Raw genomic sequence first — 20,918 nt, 5'->3', positions numbered from 1 at the left:
GCAGGGATTAGAATTTGACCGCGTAACGCCATCTCATGCGCAGCGGTCACGTTCCCCGGAATGACCGGTCACGTTCGCCGGAATACGCACAATTTATTATAACCATCATTGAATCGATCGTTCAGGAGTTCCAATTGTCCATGCAAATAAGCTTCCTCGGTATCGGCCTGATGGGGGAGCCGATGGTGCGCCGCCTGCTGGCCGCCGGCCATCGCGTCATCGTGTGGAACCGCCACCATGACAAGGCGGCGGCGCTGGCAGGGGCGGGCGCCGTGCCTGTCGCCGCGCTGGCCGAGGCGGTGGCCGGCGCAACGCTGGTGATCTCGATGCTGGCGGACGGCCCGGTGGTGGGCCAGTTGATCGCGGCGGCCCTGCCGGCACTGCCGGCGGGCGCCCTGTGGGTGGACATGAGTTCGACGCGGCAAGCCGAGGCCCAGCAATTCCACGCCCAGCTCAAGGCCGGCGGCGTGCGCTTCCTCGACGCGCCGGTGTCGGGCGGTGTCGGCGGCGCCCAAGCCGGCACCTTGGCCATCATGGCGGGCGGCGCGGCCGCCGACTTCGCCCAAGCCGAGCCGGTGCTGGCGGCGCTGGGACGGGCCACCCTGGTCGGCCCGGCCGGCAGCGGCCAGGTGGCCAAGCTGTGCAATCAATTGATCGTCGGTGCGACCTTGAACGTGGTGGCCGAGGCGCTGCTGTTGGCGCAGGCGGCCGGCGCCGATCCGGCCGCCGTGCGCGCGGCGATACGCGGCGGCTTCGCCGAAAGCAAAATTTTGGAGGTGCACGGCCAGCGCATGTTGGAGCGCAACTTCGTCGCCGGCGGCCAGGTCAAGACGCAGATCAAGGACATGCACAACATCCTGGCGGCGGCCGGCGCGGCTGGCGTCACGCTGCCGTTGACCGAGTTGGTGACGCAGCGCTATGAATCGATACAAACCGTGTATCCGCAGGCCGACCACTCGGCCGCCCTGCTGGCCTTGGAGGCGATCAATCCGGGCCGGCGGCTCGGCGCCGGTCCGGACCGGCTGGGCTGAGCCGAACCAAGCCGAGCCGAGCTGGGTCGGTGGTGCCTAGCGCGGCGTTGGCAGGCTGGTCTCGGCCAGGCGCACCCAGAAACTGGCGCCGATCGGCAACAGCTTGTCGTTGAAGTCGTAGCTGCCGTTGTGCAGCACGCAGGGACCGAGGCCGTGGCCGCCGTCGCGGTGCTCGCCCTCGCCGTTGCCGATGAAGACGTAGCAGCCCGGCTTGGCCTGCAGGAAGAAGGCGAAGTCCTCGGCGCCCATGGTCGGCTCGACGTTGTCGTTGACCCGCTCGGCGCCGACCACGGCGCGCATCACCTCGAGCGCGAAGGCGGTCTCGCGGGCGTGGTTGACCAGCGGCGGATAGTTGCGCTTGAATTGGAAGTCGACCTCGGCGCCGAAGCCGGCCGCCGTGTGCGCGGCGACCTCGCCCATGCGCTTCTCGATCAGGTCGAGCACCGGCGTGGTGAAGGTGCGCACCGTGCCGATCAACTGGGCCTGGTCGGGGATCACGTTGGTGGCGCTGCCGGCGTGGATCTGGGTGATCGACAGCACCGCCGTGTCCAGCGGACTTTTTTCGCGCGTGATGATGTGCTGCCAGCTCTGCGCGATCTGCACCGCGATCATCACCGGGTCGATGCCCTTGTGCGGCTGGGCCGCGTGCGAACCCTTGCCCTTGACGGTGACGTGGAACTCGTTACTTGAGGCCATCATCGGCCCTTCGACCACGCTCAAGGTGCCGGCGGCGGCGCCCGGCCAGTTGTGCATGCCGTAGATGGCGTCCATCGGGAAGCGCTCGAACAGGCCGTCCTCGATCATGCGGCGGGCGCCGGCGCCGCCTTCCTCGGCCGGCTGGAACACCAGGTAGACGGTGCCGTCGAAGTTGCGCGTGCTGGCCAGATGGTGGGCGGCGCCGAGCAGCATGGCGGTGTGGCCGTCGTGGCCGCAGGCGTGCATCTTGCCGGGGTGGCGCGAGGCGTGGGCGAAGGTGTTGACCTCCTGCATGGGCAGCGCGTCCATGTCGGCGCGCAGGCCGATGGCGCGCGCCGAGTCGCCGTTTTTGATGATGCCGACCACGCCGGTCAGGCCCAGGCCGCGCACCACCGGGATGCCCCATTCGGTCAGCTTGGCCGCCACCACGTCGGCGGTGCGCAGCTCTTCATAGCACAGCTCGGGGTGGGCGTGCAGGTCGCGACGGATCTGCTGCAATTCGGCCTGCATGGCGATGATGGGTTCGACTAATTTCATATTCTGGTTCTCCAGTATTTTTTTCGCCGCGCCGTCGCCGTTCCGGGTGGGAGGCGGTGCGCGGCGGCGGCCGTTCGATCGGATACAGCCGCTCTATACAGGCATTGTAGCCCTTGTCACAGGGGGAAATCCAGCGCGCCGAGGCCGCCCCCGGTGCGCGGCGGCGGAATGGTTTACGATATGCCTTCTGTCCCAGCAATTTGGATTTCGATATGACAACGACTCAAGTCCGCGCCACCTGCCCGCACGACTGTCCCGACACCTGCGCCCTGCTGATCACGGTGGCCGACGGCGTCGCCACCGAGGTCAAGGGCGATCCCGACCACCCGACCACGGCCGGCGTGCTGTGCACCAAGGTGGCGCGCTACACCGAGCGCACCTACCACGCCGAACGGCTGCTGCACCCGCTGCGCCGGGTCGGCAACAAGGGCGAGGGCAAGTTCGAACGGATCAGCTGGGACGAGGCCTTGGACGCCATCGCCGCGCGGCTCAAACCGATCGCCGCGCGCGATCCGCAGGCGATCCTGCCGTACAGCTATTGCGGCACGATGGGGCTGCTGCAGGGCGAGTCGATGTCGTCGCGCTTCTTCCACCAGCTGGGCGCCTCGCTGCTCGACCGCACCATCTGCGCCACCGCCGGCGCCACCGGCTACAAGTACACGGTGGGCGCCTCGATCGGCACCGACCTCGAACAGTTCCAGAACGCCAAGCTGATCCTGATCTGGGGCGGCAATCCGATCGCCTCGAATCTGCACTTCTGGACCCGCGCCCAGGAGGCCAAGCGGCGCGGCGCGACCCTGGTGGCGATCGACCCCTACCGCTCGCTGACGGCGGAGAAGTGCCACCAGCACATCGCCCTGCTGCCCGGCACCGACGCCGCGCTGGCGCTGGGCATGATGCACGTGCTGATCGCCGAGGATCTGCTCGACCACGACTACATCGCCAGCCACACGCTGGGCTTCGAGCGATTGCGGCAGCGCGCCGCCGAATGGCCGCCGGCGCGCGCCGCCGAGGTGTGCGGCATCGGCGAGGACCAGCTGGTCGATTTGGCGCGGCTGTACGGCCGGACCGCCAAGGCCGGCGAGGCGGTGGCGATCCGCGCCAACTACGGCGTGCAGCGGGTGCGCGGCGGCGGCATGGCGGTGCGCAACATCGCCTGCCTGCCGGCCCTGGTGGGCGCCTGGCGCCACGCCGCCGGCGGCATCCAGCTGTCCTCGTCCGGCTCCTTCCCCAGCGACAAGCCGGCGCTGCAGCGGCCCGACCTGCTGAAGACGCCGGTGCGCACCATCAACATGACCACCATCGGCGACGACCTGCTGCGTCCCGCCTCGGCCGAGTTCGGTCCGCGGATCGAGGCGTTGATCGTCTACAACTCGAATCCGGTGGCGGTGGCGCCGGACTCGTCCAAGGTGGCGGCCGGCTTCGCCCGCGAGGATTTGTTCACCGTGGTGCTGGAGCATTTCCTCACCGACACCGCCGACTACGCCGACATCGTGCTGCCCGCCACCACGCAACTCGAGCACGTCGACACCCACACCGCCTTCGGCCACCTGTACATGATGGCCAACAACGCCGCCATCGCGCCGCTGGGCGAGGCCAAGGCCAACACCGAGATCTTCCGCCTGCTGGCCGCGCGCATGGGCTTCGACGATCCCTGCTTCCAGGAGAGCGACGACCAGCTGGCGGCCAAGGCCTTCAAGACCAGCGACGTGCGCGCCATGCACTTCGACTGGGAGGCGCTGAAGCAGAAGGGCTGGCAAAAGCTGAACATGCCGGACGCCCCCTTCGCCGACGGCGCCTTCCTCACGCCGTCCGGCAAGTGCGAGTTCTACTCCGCCGCGATGGCGGCCGACGGTCTCGACCCCCTGCCGGGCTACAACGCGCCCTACGAGTCGGTGGCCAGCAATCCGGCGCTGGCGGCGCGCTATCCGCTGGCGATGATTTCACCGCCGGCGCGCAACTTCCTCAATTCCAGCTTCGTCAACGTCAAGAGCCTGCGCGCGGCCGAGGGCGAGCCGCACCTGGACATCCACCCCGACGACGCCGCCGCCCGCGGCCTGGCCAACGGCGACATGGCGCGCATTTACAACGACCGCGGTTCCTTCGTGGCCAAGACGCGCGTCACCGCCAAGGCGCGCGCCGGCCTGGTGGTGGGCCTGTCGGTCTGGTGGAAAAAGCTGGCCAGCGACGGCAAGAACGCCAACGAGGTGACCAGCCAGCGCTTGACCGATATGGGCCGCGCGCCAACTTTTTACGATACACTGGTTCAGGTCGAGAAAGCCGCCGCCTGAGAGTGAAGTATGCGCCAACTAGTCCGCCGAATTGTCCGTGCCAGATACTGGCTGGCGGCGGGCTGCGTCGCGCTTTTGCTGGCCGGTTGCGCCCAGTTGAAGTACTACATGCAGGCCGCCCAGGGCCAGTACGCGTTGTGGTCGGACGCGCGCCCCATCGAGGACTGGCTGGGCGACCCGGCCACCGATCCCCAGCTCAAGGCCAGGCTGGAAAAGGCCATGCTGATCCGGCGCTTCGCCGTCAAGCAGCTGGCGCTGCCCGACAACGCCAGCTATAAGAATTACGCCCCGTTGACCCGGCCCTTCGTGCTGTGGAACGTGGTGGCCACGCCGGAGCTGTCGCTGCGGCCGATCCAGTGGTGCTTCCCGATCGCCGGCTGCGTCAGTTATCGCGGCTACTACAGCAAGGAGGACGCGCAGGCCTACGCCACCGAGCTGCGCGCCGAGGGCAACGACGTGCAGATCGGCGGCGTGCCGGCCTATTCCACGCTGGGCTGGTTCAGCGATCCGCTGCTGTCGACCTTCATCAACTACTCCGACGCCGAACTGGCCCGCATGGTGTTCCACGAACTGGCCCACCAGGTGGTCTACGTGGCGGGCGACTCGCAGTTCAACGAGGCCTTCGCCACCGCCGTCGAGGAGGCCGGCGTGCAGCGCTGGCTGGAGCTGTACGGCACCGACGCGATGCGCGAGGCCTACACCCGCTACAACCTGCGGCGGCTGGATTTTCTCGCCCTGCTGGTCAAGCACCGCAAGGCGCTGGCGGCCAATTACGCGCGCAAGGCCAGCGACCGCCACAAGCGCGAGGAGAAGGCGCGCATCTTCGCCGCGCTGAAAGCGGATTATCAAAAACTCAAGGTTGGCTGGGGCGGTTACGCCGGCTACGACCGCTGGTTCGCCGAACCGCTGACCAACGCCCACCTCAGTTCCGTCGCAACCTACAACGATTTCCTGCCGGGCTTCCGCCTGCTCCTGGAAAAAGAAAGAACGTTCGTGCGTTTTTATGCTGCGGTGCAGCAGATGGCGAATCTGGACGCCGGGCTGCGTCGACAGCAACTACAGGAATTGAACCATCTGGCCGCCCTCAAAGCGCAGAGCGAGGCGGCCGCTATCGCCGCCGCCGCTGCGGCGGCGGAGGCCGCCGCCCAGGCCGCCGCCGCCGCCCCCGCCGAGGGCATCGTCGACGGCTTTGGATGCTGCGGCGCAGCAAATAAACTGCCCTAGAGGGCTTGCTCAAATTCCATGAAAGCGCTTGCATACTGGCGTTCTGCCCGATAGCATCGTATTCAGTAGCATCACGATGTTCGTTTGCGCGAGACATTTGAGCATACTCACCGGCCCTGTGCGCCGGCTCCACTACAACGAAAATATTCGAGACAAGAGGCACAGGATGGAGAAAATCTGGTTGAAGTCGTATCCCCCCGGCGTACCGGCCGAAATTGATCCCGATCAATATCGTTCGCTGGTGCAGCTGATGGAAGAATCGTTTCACAAGTATGCGGACCGCAACGCCTATGTCTGCATGGATAAATTTCTCACCTATGCCGAACTCGACGCCTATTCCAAGCGGCTCGGCGCCTGGCTGCAAAGCCGTGGCATGAAAAAGGGCGCGCGCGTGGCCATCATGATGCCCAACGTGCTGCAATACCCGATCGCCATCGCCGCCGTGCTGCGCGCCGGCTACACGGTGGTCAACGTCAACCCGCTGTACACGCCGCGCGAGCTGGAACACCAACTCAACGACTCCGGCAGCGAAGCCATCATCGTGCTGGAGAACTTCGCCATCACCCTGGAGCACGTGCTGGGGCGCACCTCGGTCAAGCACATCGTCGTCGCCAGCATGGGCGAGATGCTGGGCGGCGCCAAGGGCGTGCTGGTCAACTTCGTGGTGCGCAACGTCAAGAAGATGGTGCCCGCCTTCTCGCTGCCGAACGCGGTGCGCTTCAAGGACGCGCTCAAGCAGGGCGGCGGCATGAAGCTGACCCCGGTCGAGCTGGGCTTGACCGACGCCGCCTTCCTGCAATACACCGGCGGCACCACCGGCGTCTCCAAGGGCGCCACCTTGAACCACCGCAACGTCATCGCCAACGTGCTGCAGAGCGAGGCCTGGTCGGCGCCGGTGCTCAAGGAGGCGCTCGGCGCGCAGCAGCTGGTCATCGTCTGCGCGCTGCCGCTGTACCACATCTTCGCCCTGACCGCCTGCGCCATGTGGGGCACCCGGGTCGGCGCGCTGAACATTTTGATTCCGAATCCGCGCGATATCGGCGGATTTATCAAGGAGTTGGGCAAATATAGGTTTAATATGCTGCCCGCGGTCAACACGCTGTACAACGCGCTGGTCAACCATCCCGATTTTTCCCGCCTCGACTTCTCCGGTTTGAAGATCGCCAACGGCGGCGGCATGGCGGTGCAACAGGCCGTCAACGACAAATGGCTGCAGGCCACCGGGGTCTCCATCATCGAGGGCTACGGCTTGTCCGAGACTTCGCCGGTGGCCACCTGCAACCGCGCCGACAGCACCGAGTTCTCCGCCACCATCGGCCTGCCGGTGCCGTCGACCGACATCGCCATCCTCGACGACAACGGTGTCGAGGTGGCGCTGGGCGAGCCCGGCGAGATCGCCATCCGCGGCCCGCAGGTGATGGCCGGCTACTGGAACCGTCCGGACGAGACCGCCAAGGTGATGACGCCGGACGGCTATTTCAAATCCGGCGACGTCGGCGTGATGGACGCGCGCGGCTATGTGAAGATTGTCGACCGCAAAAAGGACATGATCCTGGTGTCGGGCTTCAACGTCTACCCGAACGAGCTGGAGGGGGTCATCGCCGCCCATCCCGGCGTGCTCGAGTGCGCCTGTATCGGCGTGCCGGACGAGTATTCGGGCGAGGCGGTCAAGGTGTTCGTGGTGCGCAAGGACCCGACGCTGACCGCCGAGGTCTTGATGGCCTATTGCAAGGAACAATTCACCGGCTATAAAAAGCCGAAATACATCGAGTTCCGCGAGGAATTACCGAAAACCAATGTCGGGAAAATTCTCCGCCGCGTCTTGCGCGACGAGAAACCCGGCGACAAACAGGCCGCATAGAATTGCGCCTCCCGGCCAGGCCCACCGCCTGCCGGTCAGGCGGTTTTTTTATTGCGCATGACAATGAACTGGCGCCCCCGGTCGCACCGGCCGCGCCTATCCGTGAAAGATGAGGCAAGAGATGGACAAGATTTGGCTGAAGTCGTACCCCGATGGCGTACCGGCGGAAATCGATAGCACGCAGTACCGCTCGGTCACCCACATGATGGAGGAGAGCTTCCGCAAATACGCCGATCGCAATGCCTACGTCTGCATGGACAAGTTCCTCACCTTCGGCGAGCTGGACCGCATGTCGCAACAGATGGGCGCCTGGCTGCAGGCCAAGGGCCTGGCGCCGGGCGCGCGGGTGGCGATCATGCTGCCCAACGTGCTGCAATATCCGGTGGCGATGGCGGCCATCCTGCGCGCCGGCTACACCGTGGTCAACGTCAACCCGCTGTACACGCCGCGCGAGCTGCAGCACCAGCTGAACGACTCGGGCGCCGAGGCCATCATCGTGCTGGAGAACTTCGCCGTCACCGTGCAACAGGTGTTGGCCGCGACCAAGGTCAAGCATGTGATCGTCGCCACCATGGGCGACATGCTGGGCGGCCTGAAGGGCGCCATCGTCAACTTCGTGGTGCGCACGGTCAAGAAGATGGTGCCGGCCTTCTCGCTGCCGAGCGCCGTGTCGTTCAAGAAGGTCATGGCCGAGGGCGCCGCGCTGAGCCTGAAGCCGGTCAAGCTGGGCCACGACGACATCGCCTTCCTGCAATACACCGGCGGCACCACCGGCGTCTCCAAGGGCGCCGTGCTGCTGCACCGCAACATCATCGCCAACGTGCTGCAGAACGAGGCCTGGCTGCAGATGGAAACGCAGAAGGAGCAGCCGGTGTTCGTCTGCGCGCTGCCGCTGTACCACATCTACTCGCTGACCATCAGCGCCTTCATGGGCATGCGCCTGGGCGGCATGAACCTGCTGGTGCCGAACCCGCGCGACATCCCCGGCTTCGTCAAGGAGCTGGCCAAGTACAAGGTCAGCGTCTTCCCGGCCGTCAACACCTTGTACAACGCGCTGCTCAACAACGCCGATTTCGCCAAGCTCGACTTCGCCAGCTACCAGGTGTGCAACGGCGGCGGCATGGCGGTGCAGCAGGCCGTCGCCGACCGCTGGCTGAAGCTGACCGGCACGCCCATCATCGAAGGTTACGGCATGTCGGAAACCTCGCCGGTGGCCACCGCCAACCGCGTCGACATCAAGGAGTTCACCGGCACCATCGGCCTGCCGATCCCGTCGACCGAGATCCTGATCCTCGACGACGACGGCCAGCCCGTGCCGCTGGGCCAGGCCGGCGAGATCGCCGTGCGCGGCCCGCAGGTGATGGCCGGCTACTGGCAGCGCGACGACGAAACCGCCAAGTCGATGACGCCGGACGGCTACTTCAAGACCGGCGACGTCGGCATCATGGACGAGCGCGGCTACACCCGCATCGTCGACCGCAAGAAGGACATGATTCTGGTGTCCGGCTTCAACGTCTACCCGAACGAGATCGAGGGCGTCGTCGCCGCCCACCCGGGCGTGCTGGAGGTGGCGTGCATCGGCGTGCCGGACAAGAACTCCGGCGAGGCCGTCAAGCTGTTCGTGGTGCGCAAGGACCCGGCGTTGACGGCCGAGGAGCTGCTCGACTACTGCAAGCACGAGTTGACCGCCTACAAGAAGCCGAAGTACATCGAATTCCGCGACGAGCTGCCGAAGACCAACGTCGGCAAGATCCTGCGCCGCCAGTTGCGCGACGAAAAGAAAGCGGCCTGAGCGGCCGCGACGGGAGGACGCCGCGCGCGGCGTCCGGCAACGGCGCCCGTCGGCGCCGTTGCGGAAACGGCTCAGCCGCCGATGTGGCTGAGCCGTTTTTCGTTCAGCGCGGCGGCCAGGCGCCGGCGCACTTCGTGCTCATGGTCGAGGTAGCCTTCCTTGTTGGCTAGTCGGGCGCAGGCGGCCCAGTGCTCGTCGTCCACCTGCTGCAACCTGGCGAATTCGCTCATCGCCAACATGACCACCGGCTCGCTCTCGGGATGCTCGATCACCACCGTTTGCGCGGTGGCGCGCCGCAGATAGGCGTCGAGTTCCTGTGCGATAACATCACTACTGACCTTCAACATGGGACTCTCCTGAGGGGGGCGGTTTACGAAGTATAGGCCGGCTTGCCTCTAATTCAAGCTTGACGGAAAGTCAGATGGCGACCGGCCCGGCGCGGCCGTCGCGCACTTCGAAGCGGGCCAAGGTGCCGACGCCGCAGGCGCGGTCGCGCACCTGGTCCAGGCCCTGGAACAGCGCGGTGGTGGCGGCCGGAGTGACGTGCAGCAACATGAAGCCGCGCTTGTCGCTGCGGCCGTAATGCAGATGGGGATTCATCGCCAGGTATTGCTCGGTGCGCGCCTGTGGCCGCGACGGCGAGGTGACCGAGGTGCCGCAGAACTCGCTGGCCAGCACCGGGTTGCGCGCCGACACCGGGCGCTCCGGCTGGCGGCTCAGGCTGGCCGCGTAGAAGCTGTGCACATCGCCCGACAGCACCAGCGGGTTGGCCGCCCGGCTGCTTTGCAGCGCGTCGTACAGGCGCTGGCGGGCCTGCGGATAGCCATCCCAGCCGTCGGTCCAGAAGCGGCCGTCGCCGTCCTGGCGCAGCGCCACCTGGCTGTTCTGCGCCATCAGGGTTTGTTGCGCCAGGATGTTCCAGCGCGCCGGCGAGGAGCTCAGGCCCTGTAGCAACCAGCGTTGTTGCTCGTCGCCCAGCATGGTGCGGGCCGGATCGGCCAGCTCCCGGCAGGCGCGGCGGTAGACGGAATCGGCGCCGCCGCGCGTCGGCGGCGTGCAGGCCTGCGGCGAACGGTACTGGCGGTCGTCGAGCAGGTGCAGGCGCGCCAGGCGGCCCCAGTCGTAGCGCTGGTAGACGCGCAGCGCGCCGAAGCCGGCGGCGGGCGCCACGGGCAGCCTGAGCGGCATATGCTCATAGAAGGCCTGGTAGGCCGCCGCCCGCCGCCGCGCGAAGTCGGGCGCCAGGCGCTCGTCGCGCTCGCCGGCGTAGTCGTTGGCCACCTCATGGTCGTCCCAGGTGACCACCCAGGGCGCGGCCAGGTGGGCCGCTTGCAGGTCGGGGTCGCTTTTGTACTGGGCGTAGCGGGCGCGGTATTGCGCCAGGGTGAAGCTCTCGTCGCTGCGCAGGGCGCTGGCCGGATGCTCGCTGCGGTAGGGGCCCCACTCATAGATGTAGTCGCCGAGGAAGGCCACCAGGTCCGGCGCGGCGGCGGCGATGTGGCGGTGCGCGCTGTAGCAGCCGAACTCCCAATGCTGGCAGGAGGCCACGGCCAGCTTCAGCGTCGCCGGCAGGCTGTCGGCCGGCGGCGCCGTGCGGGTGCGGCCGATGGGGCTGACGGCGTCGCCCAGCATGAAGCGGTACCAGTACCAGCGGCCCGCCGCCAGTCCGCCGACGTCGACGTGGACGCTGTGCGCCAGCTCGGGCAGGGCGCTGGCCACGCCGCGCGCGACAACGTCGCGGAAGGCCTCGTCGCTGGCCATTTCCCAGCGCACCGACAGGGCCAGCGCGGGCGCCGGGACGCTCAAGGACTGCAGGGCGGAGTGGGGCAGGATGCGGGTCCAGATCACCACCGCGTCGGGCAGCGGTGAGCCGGAGGCGACGCCCAGGCTGAACGGATAGTTGCTGCTGGCGCTGGCCGGCAGCGCGCCGGCCGCCGTGGCCTGCGCGCCGGCGCCGGCCGCCGCCGACAGCGCCGCCAGGCGGCCGGCCGTCCACAGGAAGGCGCGGCGGCGCGGTTGCATGCCTTAGCCGGCGCGGTCCGGCGCGGAGAGCAGGCTTTCGAGCGGCGGCACGGGGCGCGGCTTGCGGTCGGAGCCGGTGGCGACATAGGTCAAGGTCGCCTCGGTGACCTTGACGGTGCAGGCCTGCAAACGGTTGCGCTCGGCATACACCTCGACGTTGACGGTGATCGAGGTGTTGCCGACGCGGACGATGTCGGCATAAAACGACAGCAGGTCGCCGACGAACACCGGGTGCTTGAACACGAAGGAGTTGACGGAAATGGTGGCAACCCGGCCATTCGCCCGCCGCGTCGCCGGCAGCGAGCCGGCGATGTCGACCTGGGCCATGAGCCAGCCGCCGAACACGTCGCCGTAGACGTTGGCGTCGGAGGGCGCCGGCATCATGCGCAGTTCGGGCATTTTGCCGGGGGGCAGGCCGCGATTGACGGCGGTGGCGGGATTTTCTGGGGTGGTCATCTGGGTTTTTCTCGTGAAGGGCTACAATTGGCGAGATTGAACCATAAAAAGCCGACCTCCGCCATGCGCCGTTATCCCGATTCCCCGCCCGCCCCTAGCAACAACGCCAGCAACAACGCCAGCGGCAAGCCGCCGCGCAGCGATCTGGCCACCCTGAAAACCCTGATTCCCTACCTGTGGGTGTACAAGTGGCGGGTGCTGGCGGCGCTGCTGTGTCTGCTTGGCGCCAAGCTGGCCAACGTCGGCGTGCCGCTGGTGCTCAAGCAGCTGATCGACCAGATGAGCATCAGCCCCGCGCATCCGCGCGCGCTGCTGGTGCTGCCGCTGGCGGCGCTGGTGGCGTATGGCGCGCTGCGCCTGTCGACCACCGTGTTCACCGAGCTGCGCGAGTTCCTTTTCGCCCGCGTCACCCAGCGCGCCGTGCGCACCATCGCGCTGAAGGTGTTCCGCCACCTGCACGCGCTGTCGCTGCGCTTCCACCTGAACCGCCAGACCGGCGGCATGACGCGCGACATCGAACGCGGCACGCGCGGCGTCGGTTCGTTGATCTCCTACACCCTGTTCAACATCCTGCCGACCCTGGTCGAAATCACCCTGGTGCTGGGCTATCTGGTGACCCACTACGACATCTGGTTCTCGGTCATCACCTTCTGCGCGCTGGTGTTGTACATCGTCTTCACGATCACCGTCACCGACTGGCGCACGCATTTCCGCCGCACCATGAACGACCTCGACTCGAAGGCCAACACCAAGGCCATCGACTCGCTGCTGAACTACGAGACGGTGAAGTATTTCGGCAACGAGGACTACGAGGCCAAGCGCTACGACGAGGGCCTGCAGCGTTACGAGGCGGCGGCGGTCAAGTCGCAGACCTCGCTGTCGCTGCTCAACACCGGCCAGTCGCTGATCATCGCCACGGCCGTCACCTTGATCCTGTGGCGCGCCACCCAGGGCGTGATCGACGGCACCATGACCCTGGGCGACCTGGTGCTGGTCAACACCTTCATGATCCAGTTGTATATTCCGCTCAACTTCCTCGGCGTGATCTACCGCGAGATCAAGCAGAGCCTGGCCGACATGGAACGCCTGTTCTCGCTGCTCGAGCAGAACCGCGAGATCGCCGACGCGGCCGACGCCCGCCCGCTGCTGACGCACGGCGCGCAGGTGCGCTTCCAGCACGTCGACTTCAGCTACGAGAGCAAGCGCAAGATCCTGTTCGACGTCGACTTCACCATCGCCGCCGGCACCACCACGGCGGTGGTCGGCCACAGCGGCTCGGGCAAGTCGACCTTGTCGCGCCTGCTGTTCCGCTTCTACGAGGTGAACGGCGGCGGCATCACCATCGACGGCCAGGACCTGCGCTCGCTGACCCAGGACTCGCTGCGCCAGGCCATCGGCATCGTGCCGCAGGACACCGTGCTGTTCAACGACAGCATCGAATACAACATCGCCTACGGCCTGCCGGGCGCCAGCAAGGAGCAGATCGTCGCGGCGGCCAAGGCGGCCTCGATCCACGACTTCATCGAGAGCCTGCCGGACGGCTACGCCTCGATGGTCGGCGAGCGCGGCCTCAAGTTGTCCGGCGGCGAGAAGCAGCGCGTGGCGATCGCCCGCACCCTGCTGAAGAACCCGGCCATCCTGATCTTCGACGAGGCCACCTCGGCGCTCGACTCCAAGGCCGAGCAGGCGATCCAGGCGCAGCTCAAGGAAATCGCCCGCAGCCGCACCACCCTGGTGATCGCCCACCGCCTGTCGACGGTGGCCGACGCCGAGCAGATTTTGGTGCTCGACCACGGCCGCATCGTCGAGCGCGGCAACCACCAGGCGCTGTTGGCGCTGGACGGGCTGTACGCGCAGATGTGGTTGCGCCAGCAGGCCAGGGCGGACGAGGAGGGCGGCTCGGTGCCGGATGCGTTCAGCCTGAACGTCGCCGCCGGCTGAGCCGGCCCGCTACCCGGAAAGGCCGGGGTCGGACCCCCAGGGGTCCGACCCCAGCTTTGCGCCGCTGGGGTTTGCCGGCGCACCTGCGCGCCGGCAAACGGCCTGCGCCAATGAAAAAGGCTTCCCGCGGGAAGCCTTTTTCGTTGATACCGATACGTGTATCGGTTTTCTTCAAGCGATATCGATTATGGCAGCGGCGCGTCGGCCAGCTCGCGCTCGATCGGGTCGACCAGCTCGCCTTCCCATTTGGCCACGACGGCGGTGGCGATGCTGTTGCCGATGACGTTGGTGGCCGAGCGGGCCATGTCGAGGAAGTGGTCGATGCCCAGCAGCAGCACCAGGCCGGCCTCCGGGATGTTGAACTGGCTCAGGGTGGCGGCGATCACCACCAGCGAGGCGCGCGGCACGCCGGCCATGCCCTTCGAGGTCAGCATCAGCACCATCATCATGGTCATCTGCTGGCCCAGCGACATCTCGATGCCGTAGGCCTGGGCGATGAAGACGGTGGCGAAGGTGCAGTACATCATCGAGCCGTCCAGGTTGAACGAGTAGCCGATCGGCAGCACGAAGGAGGCGATGCGGTTGCGCACGCCGAAACGCTCCAGGCCTTCCAGGGTCTTCGGATAGGCCGCTTCGCTGGACGCGGTGGAGAAGGCCAGCAGCACCGGCTCGCGCACTTCGGCGATCAGCTTGAAGATGCGGGCGCCGAGGAACAGGAAACCGATGCCGATCAGCAGCGCCCACAGCAGGCCGATGCTGAAGTAGAACTCGGCCATGAACACGCCGTAGGTCGATAGCACTTTCAGGCCGCTCTTGGCGATCACGCCGGCGACGGCGGCGAACACGGCGAACGGGGCGAACTTCATCACATAGCCGGTCACTTTCAGCATGACGTGGGCGACGCCGTCGAGGGCGTCGACCATCGGCGTGGCCTTCTCGCCGACGGCGGCGGCGGCCGAACCGAAGAACAGCGAGAAGATGACGATCTGCAGGATCTCGTTCTTGCCCATGCCGTCGATGATCGAGGTCGGCACCAGGTGGGTGATGAATTCCTTCAGGGTCAGGCCGCTGGTGACGATGCCGGTGGCGGTGGCCGTGGTGGGCAGGTGGCCCAGCAGCGCGTCGCCCGGACGGAACAGGTTGACCATGATCAGGCCCAGGGTCAGCGACAGCAGCGAGGCGATGAAGAACCAGCCCAGCGTCTTGACGCCGATGCGGCCCACTTCGCTGGCGTCGCCCATGCGGGCGATGCCGACCACCAGGGTCGAGAACACCAGCGGCGCGATGATCATCTTGATCAGGCGCAGGAACAGCGTCGTGACCAGCGCCATCGTGTCGGCGAAGCCCACCGGGTTGGCCAGCGTCGTGTTGGCGACGTAGCCGGTGATGATCCCCAGCGCCAGGCCGATCAGGATGTAGGTGGTCAATCGGTTTTGTTTTTTCATAATATGATGAAGTTCCTGTGGTAGTGTCTCGCTGGACGTTGGTTGCGGCAGGGTTTGCCTGTCGCCTCGCAATCTCGGGCAAAATAGGGTCAATTCCGCCTTAAAGTGGCTGTATCCTGCGGAAAAACCGCCATGATCCAGTCCGGTTCCGGCCTGCAAACTGATGAATCTATTAGCAAGTTCCGCAGTATCCTTGTGGTCAAGGGTGCTGTCAAGCACGTGTGGCCCTGAGTCCATGCGGGTTCCCGGGGCGTTTTTCCCCTGTCTTCACATAAAAATCGACCGATGATCGAAATAAACAAGTTGAGCAAGTGGTACGGCCAATTCCAGGTCCTCGACGACTGCAGCACCAGCGTCGCCAAGGGCGACGTGATGGTCATTTGCGGGCCTTCCGGCTCGGGCAAGTCGACCCTGATCAAGACCGTCAACGGCCTCGAGCCCTTCCAGCAGGGCAGCATCCGCGTCGACGGCATCTCGGTCGGCGCGCCCGGCACCGATCTGCCGGCCCTGCGCGCCCGCATCGGCATGGTGTTCCAGAACTTCGAACTGTTCCCCCATTTGTCGATCCGGCAGAACCTGACCTTGGCCCAGGTCAAGGTGCTCGGCCGCACGGAGGACGAGGCCACCGTGCGCGGCCTGAAGCTGCTCGACCGGGTCGGCCTGCTGGCGCAGCAGGACAAGTATCCGAACCAGTTGTCCGGCGGCCAGCAGCAGCGCGTGGCGATCGCCCGCGCCCTGGCGATGGACCCGATCGCCATGCTGTTCGACGAGCCCACCTCGGCGCTCGACCCGGAGATGATCAACGAGGTGCTCGACGTGATGGTCGGCCTGGCCCAGGAGGGCATGACCATGCTGGTGGTGACCCACGAGATGGGCTTCGCCAGGAAGGTGGCCAACCGCGTCGTCTTCATGGACCAGGGCAGGATTTTGGAGGATTGCGCCAAGGAGGAGTTCTTCGGCGGCGCCCGTTCCGAGCGGGCGCGCGATTTCCTCGCCCGCATCATCCACTAGCGTTGCCGCAACCTCGCCGGCGCCGGCGCCGGCGCCCGGCGATCGGCGCTTCATTCGCACGGCGCCGGCCGCAATGCGGCGGATTCGTAGTAAAGTGCAAACTATCGCGGCACATCCCGTCGCAATCGTTGTGTCGCCCACTGAGTAGTGCGCTGAGTCGGTTGGTTGTCCCTGCTTTTTTCTGTCCACGGAGGAAACATGGCATTGTCGAGACTACTGGCAGTTCTGACCGGCGGCGTGCTCGCCGCCACCCTCGCCACCCAGGCCGGCGCGGCCGAGCCGGGCGGCACCCTGGCCAAGATCAAGCGCAACGGCAGCATCACGCTGGGCGTGCGCGACGGCTCCATCCCCTTCTCCTACCTCGACGACAAGCAGCAGTACCAAGGCTATTCGGTCGACCTGTGCATGAAGGTCGTCGTGGCGCTGCAGAAACAACTGGGCCTGACCGGCATCAAGGTGGTGATGAACCCGGTGACCTCGGCCAACCGCATCCCGCTGATGGCCAACGGCACCATCGACCTCGAATGCGGCTCGACCACCAACAACGCCGAGCGGCAAAAGCAGGTGGCCTTCGCGCCGACCATGTTCGTCATCGCCAACCGCCTGCTGGCCAAGAAGTCGGCGCGCATCCGCAGCCTGGCCGACATGAAGGGCAAGACCCTGGTGGCCACCGCCGGCACCACCACGCTCAAGCAGATGACCATCCTCAACAACGAGCAGCAGCTGGGCATGAACATCGTGGTCGGCAAGGACCATCCGGAATCGTTCCTGATGATGGAGACCGGCCGCGCCGTCGCCGAGGCCAACGACGACATCCTGCTGGCCAGCCAGGTGGCCACCTCGCGCAACCCGGGCGAGTATGAGATCACTAGCGAGGCGCTGTCGGTCGAGCCCTACGGCATCATGCTGCGGCGCGACGACCCCGAGTTCAAGCAGGCGGTCGACGCCGCGCTGAGCTACTTCTACCGCACCGACGACTACGCCAAGCTGTACAACAAGTGGTTCACCAGCGCCATCCCGCCCAAGGGCATCAACCTGAACTTCCCCATGCCGCCGCAGTTGAAGGCGGTGATCGCCAAGCCGACCGACTCGCCCGACCCGGCCGCCTACGCGGCGGTGCCGCCGGCGCAGCAGGCCGCCAGCAAGAAGAAGTAGCCCCAGCCCCAAGCTAGGCGCGGCGCCCGATGAACTACCACTGGAACTGGGCCATCTTCGGCGAGATGTCGCCGGACGGCGTGCACAGCTATTGGCAGACCTTGCTGTCCGGCCTGGGCTGGACCGTCGCCACCTCGCTGACGGCCTGGCTGATGGCGCTGGCGCTGGGGCTGGCCGTCGGCACCTTGCGCACCCTGCCGTCGCCGTGGCTGCGCCGGCTCGGCACCGCCTACGTTGAACTGTTCCGCAACGTGCCCCTGCTGGTGCAGATGTTCCTGTGGTTTTTCGTCGTGCCCGAGTTGCTGCCGCCGGCCGGCGGCGATTGGCTCAAGGCGCTGCCCAACGCCCCCTTCGTCACCGCCGTGGTCTGCCTCGGCTTCTTCACTTCGGCGCGGGTGGCGGTGCAGGTCAGCGCCGGCATCGAGGCGCTGTCCGGCGGCCAGCGCCTGGCCGGCCTGGCGCTCGGCCTGTCGCTGCCGCAGACCTATCGCCACGTGCTGCTGCCGCTGGCCTTGCGCGTGGTGCTGCCGCCGCTGGCCAGCGAGTTCCTCAACATCATCAAGAACAGCTCGGTGGCGCTGACCATCGGCTTGATGGAACTGACCGCCAGCGCGCGCGCCATCCAGGAGTTCTCCTTCCAGGTGTTCGAGGCCTTCAGCGCCGCCACCTTGATCTACGTGGTGGCCAACCTGCTGGTGGTGTGGCTGATGCACGCGCTGGAGCGCCGCCTGGCGCTGCCCGGCACCCTGGGCGGGTCGCGTTGATGTTCGCCCAGTTCGACTTCGACGTCATCGCCCGCTCCTGGGTCTACCTGTTCCAGGTCGGCATGGTCTTCACCCTGCAACTGACCGCGCTGGCCATGCTGGGCGGCGTCGCGCTGGGCACCCTGCTGGCGCTGGGCCGCCTGTCCGGCTGGCGGCCGCTGTCGCTGCTTTGCGCCGCTTACGTCAACCTGGTCCGCGCCGTGCCGCTGGTGCTGGTGATCTTCTGGTTCTACTTCCTGGTGCCCTACCTGGCCGCCTGGCTGGTCGGCGCGGCGGAACCGGTCAAGGTCGGCACCTTCTGGTCGGCGCTGATCACCTTCACCCTGTTCCAGGCCGCCTACTACTGCGAGATCATGCGCGGCGGCATACAGGCCATCCCGCGCGGGCAGATGCTGGCGGCGCAGGCGCTGGGCATGGGTTACTGGCAGGCGATGGGCCACATCGTGCTGCCGCAAGCCTTCCGCAACATGCTGCCGGTGCTGCTGACGCAGACCATCGTGTTGTTCCAGGACGTCTCGCTGGTGTACGTGCTGTCGATCCCCGACTTCGTCGGCGCCGCCAGCAAGGTGGCGCAGCGCGACGGCCGCCTGGTCGAGATGTATATTTTTGTCGCCGTGGTGTATTTCGCGCTGTGCTGTTTGCTGTCCTGGCTGGCCAGGCAGTTGCAGAAGCGCGTGGCGATCATCCGCTAGCGTGATGGGAAACGGGCCTGGCGCCTGGCGCCGCAGTCAAGGCGAATTAGCCGATGTGCTTCACCGAATCAAGGATGCGCTGATATAGAATTTCAGTGTAGTCCGGCTTCGCCGAGCGGAAGCGGGACAGATGGATGATGGCGGCAGACATTTGCGGCTGCGGCTGTGGCTGTGGCGCCGCGCCGCTCGAACTGTCCGGCAAAATTGCCGCGCCGGCCGACGCCGCCATCTGCGCCGGGGGGGTATCGTCAAAGTTCAGGCTGAGTTGTATCGGGGGCTGTGGGTGGCTGCTCATGTTCTGTTCCCCTTTCCGAAAGCAATTGTTTTTCGCGCAGGGATTGAACCACCAGTCCCTCCAGCGCAGGCAGCGCCTCCATGCTCTTCTTTATGCGGGGCGACGATTCCTTTAACGGTATTGTAATCAGTTTTCCATCCCGTTTGCGTGAATTTTGCGGCACTCGGAACAGCGTCAAATAGCGCGAGGGGGCGACACCGTCGAAAGCCAGGATGCGAACCTTGCCCTGGTCCGCCTCGTGCTCGGAAATTGCGTCGCCATGCAACTTAATCGCCAGACTCTTTCTGTAGGGTTCGATGTAGAACACCTCGGCGATGCCGGCCGCGACGATGTGGCGCGCACAGGAGTGGCAGGGATAGGTGGTGACGAACAATTTTCCTCCCGGCAGGCGGTCGCCCGCCGTCTTGCCCGCGTTGAGGATGGCGTGCATTTCGGCATGGATGGCGCGGGAAAACTCGATCAGCCCCTTCAGCTTGCTCGCGTTTCGCAAGATTTCCTTGGCGCGCGCCAGCTTGGATGGTTCGATGACCTCGCTCAGCGCATCAATCATCTCCTGCGCCAACCAGTCTTTCTCCGTGTCATTGAAGCACTTGCCGCCGGCGATGTTGTAGCAGCGGTGGTCGTGCACGCCGCCGCTGTACAGTCCGCCGCCAACCGAGGGCACGTCGTTCCAACCGATGCTGAGGATGTTGCCCTTGCCATCGGTGACCGTGGCGCCCACCTGCCGCGACAGACAAGCTGAGTTGGCGCTGGCCATCGCCGCTGCGTACATCGCCGTCTCCGCGTAGGTCGGCGTGATGACTTGCGAGCCCAGGATGAGATGGAGAAAGCGCTCGACCCGGCGATGTAGTTCCGAGTCGGTGCCGTCGCCGGTGCGGAGGAAAAAATCGCAGTTGGGGAAGGTGTTGCCGACCGTTTGGCCGGCCTTCGATTCCTCGCCCGAATCGCGGTCGATCAGGCTGTAGATTTGTGGCGTGCTGAGTCCAAGATCTTTCAAGTTGGCTTCGCGCGTGGGCAGCGGCGCGTACACGCCAACGACGTAGAGCATGTCGCGATACACCAGGCGCAGCAGGGCAAGCTCGTCTTCATTCTTGATCGAGTCGATGATATGCACCACGCGCCGCGCCGTGTAGCCTGGCTCCTTGCCGTCGGCCTTGTGGCGTTCCCGGTCGAAGCGAATCTGGTTGATGGCCAGCTCGGTGAGAATCGCATTGCCATATTTCTCCCTGAGCTTGTTGCCGGCGTCGATCATGCCGACCAGCCGGGCATACTCGCCGGCTGGCGGAATCGCCACGCCGGCCGTCTGCGCATGTTCCGCGATGAATGTGCTCAGGCGCAGATAAGTGCAGTTCAAGTAGCCGAATGAGCTCAGCAGGGTCTGCCGGATCGCCTCGCCGACGTCATGCAGCGGCGATCCGATCGGACCGCACAGGGCGATCACCAGTTCCTCGGTATGGGTGGAGCTGATGATGTCGGCCGTGCTGACACCGGCGAATTTGCCGACCGCCGGTGGCTCGCCGCGGACCGACTTGAGAGTGTTGGCGGACATGCGAACTCCTAATTGTTGTCATGCGAACATGTAACCGGATAGTTGTCGTTCACCTTCATCGTAACAATTCAAGCCGCGGGCTTATTGTGCCATCCCGCCCCGTAGGGCGATTGCCGGATGGCGACTGCCGCCGCCGCAACGGGTAAAATGGCGCCA

At 66.0% G+C, this 20,918-nt stretch carries 17 protein-coding genes; 10 read left to right on the top strand and 7 right to left on the bottom strand.

Going from position 1 to position 20,918, the window contains the following annotated elements:
• The first annotated feature begins 140 nt into the window (after positions 1–140).
• Complete coding sequence (locus H7U20_RS07130) at positions 141–1,031, top strand: NAD(P)-dependent oxidoreductase (protein ID WP_199518917.1); 891 nt, start codon at positions 141–143, stop codon at positions 1,029–1,031.
• A 36-nt stretch (positions 1,032–1,067) separates the two neighbouring features.
• Here the strand turns inward: H7U20_RS07130 and H7U20_RS07125 are convergent, their stop codons facing one another.
• Positions 1,068–2,264: a M20 aminoacylase family protein gene (locus H7U20_RS07125; protein ID WP_199518915.1), complete on the bottom strand. Its 1,197-nt coding sequence runs from the start codon at positions 2,262–2,264 to the stop codon at positions 1,068–1,070.
• 212 nt (positions 2,265–2,476) lie between these two features.
• Between H7U20_RS07125 and H7U20_RS07120 the strand changes: the two genes are divergently transcribed.
• From H7U20_RS07120 to H7U20_RS07105, 4 genes are all read left to right on the top strand, one after another.
• Positions 2,477–4,555: a molybdopterin-containing oxidoreductase family protein gene (locus H7U20_RS07120; RefSeq protein ID WP_199518914.1), complete on the top strand. Its 2,079-nt coding sequence runs from the start codon at positions 2,477–2,479 to the stop codon at positions 4,553–4,555.
• Positions 4,556–4,564: 9 nt separating this feature from the next.
• A complete protein-coding gene (locus tag H7U20_RS07115) occupies positions 4,565–5,779 on the top strand; it encodes an aminopeptidase (protein ID WP_199518913.1) in 1,215 nt (404 codons plus the stop codon).
• Positions 5,780–5,945: 166 nt separating this feature from the next.
• Positions 5,946–7,640, top strand: coding sequence for a long-chain-fatty-acid--CoA ligase (locus tag H7U20_RS07110; protein ID WP_199518912.1), 1,695 nt, complete (start codon positions 5,946–5,948; stop codon positions 7,638–7,640).
• Between the two features lie 121 nt (positions 7,641–7,761).
• Positions 7,762–9,432: a long-chain-fatty-acid--CoA ligase gene (locus H7U20_RS07105; RefSeq protein ID WP_199518911.1), complete on the top strand. Its 1,671-nt coding sequence runs from the start codon at positions 7,762–7,764 to the stop codon at positions 9,430–9,432.
• A 71-nt stretch (positions 9,433–9,503) separates the two neighbouring features.
• Here H7U20_RS07105 and H7U20_RS07100 read toward each other — a convergent pair whose 3' ends face one another.
• The 3 genes from H7U20_RS07100 to H7U20_RS07090 all read right to left on the bottom strand — a co-directional run bounded on the left by H7U20_RS07100 (position 9,504) and on the right by H7U20_RS07090 (position 11,910).
• Positions 9,504–9,779, bottom strand: coding sequence for a hypothetical protein (locus H7U20_RS07100; protein WP_199518910.1), 276 nt, complete (start codon positions 9,777–9,779; stop codon positions 9,504–9,506).
• A 70-nt stretch (positions 9,780–9,849) separates the two neighbouring features.
• Positions 9,850–11,454, bottom strand: a complete 1,605-nt coding sequence (locus H7U20_RS07095; protein WP_199518909.1) for an alkaline phosphatase D family protein — start codon at positions 11,452–11,454, stop codon at positions 9,850–9,852.
• A 3-nt stretch (positions 11,455–11,457) separates the two neighbouring features.
• Positions 11,458–11,910, bottom strand: coding sequence for an acyl-CoA thioesterase (locus H7U20_RS07090; protein WP_199518908.1), 453 nt, complete (start codon positions 11,908–11,910; stop codon positions 11,458–11,460).
• Between the two features lie 63 nt (positions 11,911–11,973).
• Between H7U20_RS07090 and H7U20_RS07085 the strand changes: the two genes are divergently transcribed.
• Positions 11,974–13,851 carry an ABCB family ABC transporter ATP-binding protein/permease gene (locus tag H7U20_RS07085; protein WP_199518916.1) on the top strand — a complete coding sequence of 626 codons (1,878 nt, stop codon included), beginning with the start codon at positions 11,974–11,976 and terminating at the stop codon, positions 13,849–13,851.
• Positions 13,852–14,036: 185 nt separating this feature from the next.
• On the opposite strand, the gene H7U20_RS07080 is transcribed toward H7U20_RS07085, so the two are convergent.
• Positions 14,037–15,296 (bottom strand): dicarboxylate/amino acid:cation symporter, encoded by a 1,260-nt coding sequence (locus H7U20_RS07080; protein WP_199518907.1) that lies wholly within the window; start codon positions 15,294–15,296, stop codon positions 14,037–14,039.
• A gap of 285 nt (positions 15,297–15,581) precedes the next feature.
• On the opposite strand from H7U20_RS07080, the gene H7U20_RS07075 reads away from it, so the two are divergent.
• The 4 genes from H7U20_RS07075 (at position 15,582) to H7U20_RS07060 (ending at position 18,918) form a co-directional block, all read left to right on the top strand.
• Entirely contained in the window at positions 15,582–16,307 is a 726-nt protein-coding gene (locus tag H7U20_RS07075; RefSeq protein WP_199518906.1) for an amino acid ABC transporter ATP-binding protein, read from the top strand.
• Between the two features lie 198 nt (positions 16,308–16,505).
• Positions 16,506–17,462, top strand: a complete 957-nt coding sequence (locus tag H7U20_RS07070) for an amino acid ABC transporter substrate-binding protein (protein WP_199518905.1) — start codon at positions 16,506–16,508, stop codon at positions 17,460–17,462.
• 29 nt (positions 17,463–17,491) lie between these two features.
• A complete protein-coding gene (locus H7U20_RS07065) occupies positions 17,492–18,226 on the top strand; it encodes an amino acid ABC transporter permease (RefSeq protein WP_199518904.1) in 735 nt (244 codons plus the stop codon).
• Positions 18,226–18,918, top strand: a complete 693-nt coding sequence (locus tag H7U20_RS07060; RefSeq protein ID WP_199518903.1) for an amino acid ABC transporter permease — start codon at positions 18,226–18,228, stop codon at positions 18,916–18,918. Before H7U20_RS07065 ends, H7U20_RS07060 begins: the two co-directional genes overlap by 1 nt.
• A 46-nt stretch (positions 18,919–18,964) precedes the next feature.
• On the opposite strand, the gene H7U20_RS07055 is transcribed toward H7U20_RS07060, so the two are convergent.
• Together H7U20_RS07055 and H7U20_RS07050 are read right to left on the bottom strand one after the other, a co-directional pair.
• Positions 18,965–19,213: a hypothetical protein gene (locus tag H7U20_RS07055; protein ID WP_199518902.1), complete on the bottom strand. Its 249-nt coding sequence runs from the start codon at positions 19,211–19,213 to the stop codon at positions 18,965–18,967.
• Positions 19,167–20,762, bottom strand: a complete 1,596-nt coding sequence (locus tag H7U20_RS07050) for an anti-phage dCTP deaminase (protein WP_199518901.1) — start codon at positions 20,760–20,762, stop codon at positions 19,167–19,169. Before H7U20_RS07050 ends, H7U20_RS07055 begins: the two co-directional genes overlap by 47 nt.
• Between the last annotated feature and the right edge of the window lie 156 nt (positions 20,763–20,918).

It is taken from the genome of Rugamonas violacea, from assembly GCF_016461825.1.
GTDB lineage: Bacteria > Pseudomonadota > Gammaproteobacteria > Burkholderiales > Burkholderiaceae_D > Rugamonas.
The sequence above is the reverse complement of the archived record's forward strand: the minus strand, read 5'-3'. Positions and strand labels throughout refer to the sequence as shown.

Coding starts and splice junctions, on each gene's coding strand:
- H7U20_RS07065 (WP_199518904.1), top strand. CDS start 17,492: ATGAACTACCACTGGAACTGGGCCATCTTCGGCGAGATGTCGCCGGAC.
- H7U20_RS07120 (WP_199518914.1), top strand. CDS start 2,477: ATGACAACGACTCAAGTCCGCGCCACCTGCCCGCACGACTGTCCCGAC.
- H7U20_RS07060 (WP_199518903.1), top strand. CDS start 18,226: ATGTTCGCCCAGTTCGACTTCGACGTCATCGCCCGCTCCTGGGTCTAC.
- H7U20_RS07105 (WP_199518911.1), top strand. CDS start 7,762: ATGGACAAGATTTGGCTGAAGTCGTACCCCGATGGCGTACCGGCGGAA.
- H7U20_RS07115 (WP_199518913.1), top strand. CDS start 4,565: ATGCGCCAACTAGTCCGCCGAATTGTCCGTGCCAGATACTGGCTGGCG.
- H7U20_RS07080 (WP_199518907.1), bottom strand. CDS start 15,296: ATGAAAAAACAAAACCGATTGACCACCTACATCCTGATCGGCCTGGCG.
- H7U20_RS07110 (WP_199518912.1), top strand. CDS start 5,946: ATGGAGAAAATCTGGTTGAAGTCGTATCCCCCCGGCGTACCGGCCGAA.
- H7U20_RS07095 (WP_199518909.1), bottom strand. CDS start 11,454: ATGCAACCGCGCCGCCGCGCCTTCCTGTGGACGGCCGGCCGCCTGGCG.
- H7U20_RS07055 (WP_199518902.1), bottom strand. CDS start 19,213: ATGAGCAGCCACCCACAGCCCCCGATACAACTCAGCCTGAACTTTGAC.
- H7U20_RS07100 (WP_199518910.1), bottom strand. CDS start 9,779: ATGTTGAAGGTCAGTAGTGATGTTATCGCACAGGAACTCGACGCCTAT.
- H7U20_RS07090 (WP_199518908.1), bottom strand. CDS start 11,910: ATGACCACCCCAGAAAATCCCGCCACCGCCGTCAATCGCGGCCTGCCC.
- H7U20_RS07130 (WP_199518917.1), top strand. CDS start 141: ATGCAAATAAGCTTCCTCGGTATCGGCCTGATGGGGGAGCCGATGGTG.
- H7U20_RS07125 (WP_199518915.1), bottom strand. CDS start 2,264: ATGAAATTAGTCGAACCCATCATCGCCATGCAGGCCGAATTGCAGCAG.
- H7U20_RS07070 (WP_199518905.1), top strand. CDS start 16,506: ATGGCATTGTCGAGACTACTGGCAGTTCTGACCGGCGGCGTGCTCGCC.
- H7U20_RS07050 (WP_199518901.1), bottom strand. CDS start 20,762: ATGTCCGCCAACACTCTCAAGTCGGTCCGCGGCGAGCCACCGGCGGTC.
- H7U20_RS07075 (WP_199518906.1), top strand. CDS start 15,582: ATGATCGAAATAAACAAGTTGAGCAAGTGGTACGGCCAATTCCAGGTC.
- H7U20_RS07085 (WP_199518916.1), top strand. CDS start 11,974: ATGCGCCGTTATCCCGATTCCCCGCCCGCCCCTAGCAACAACGCCAGC.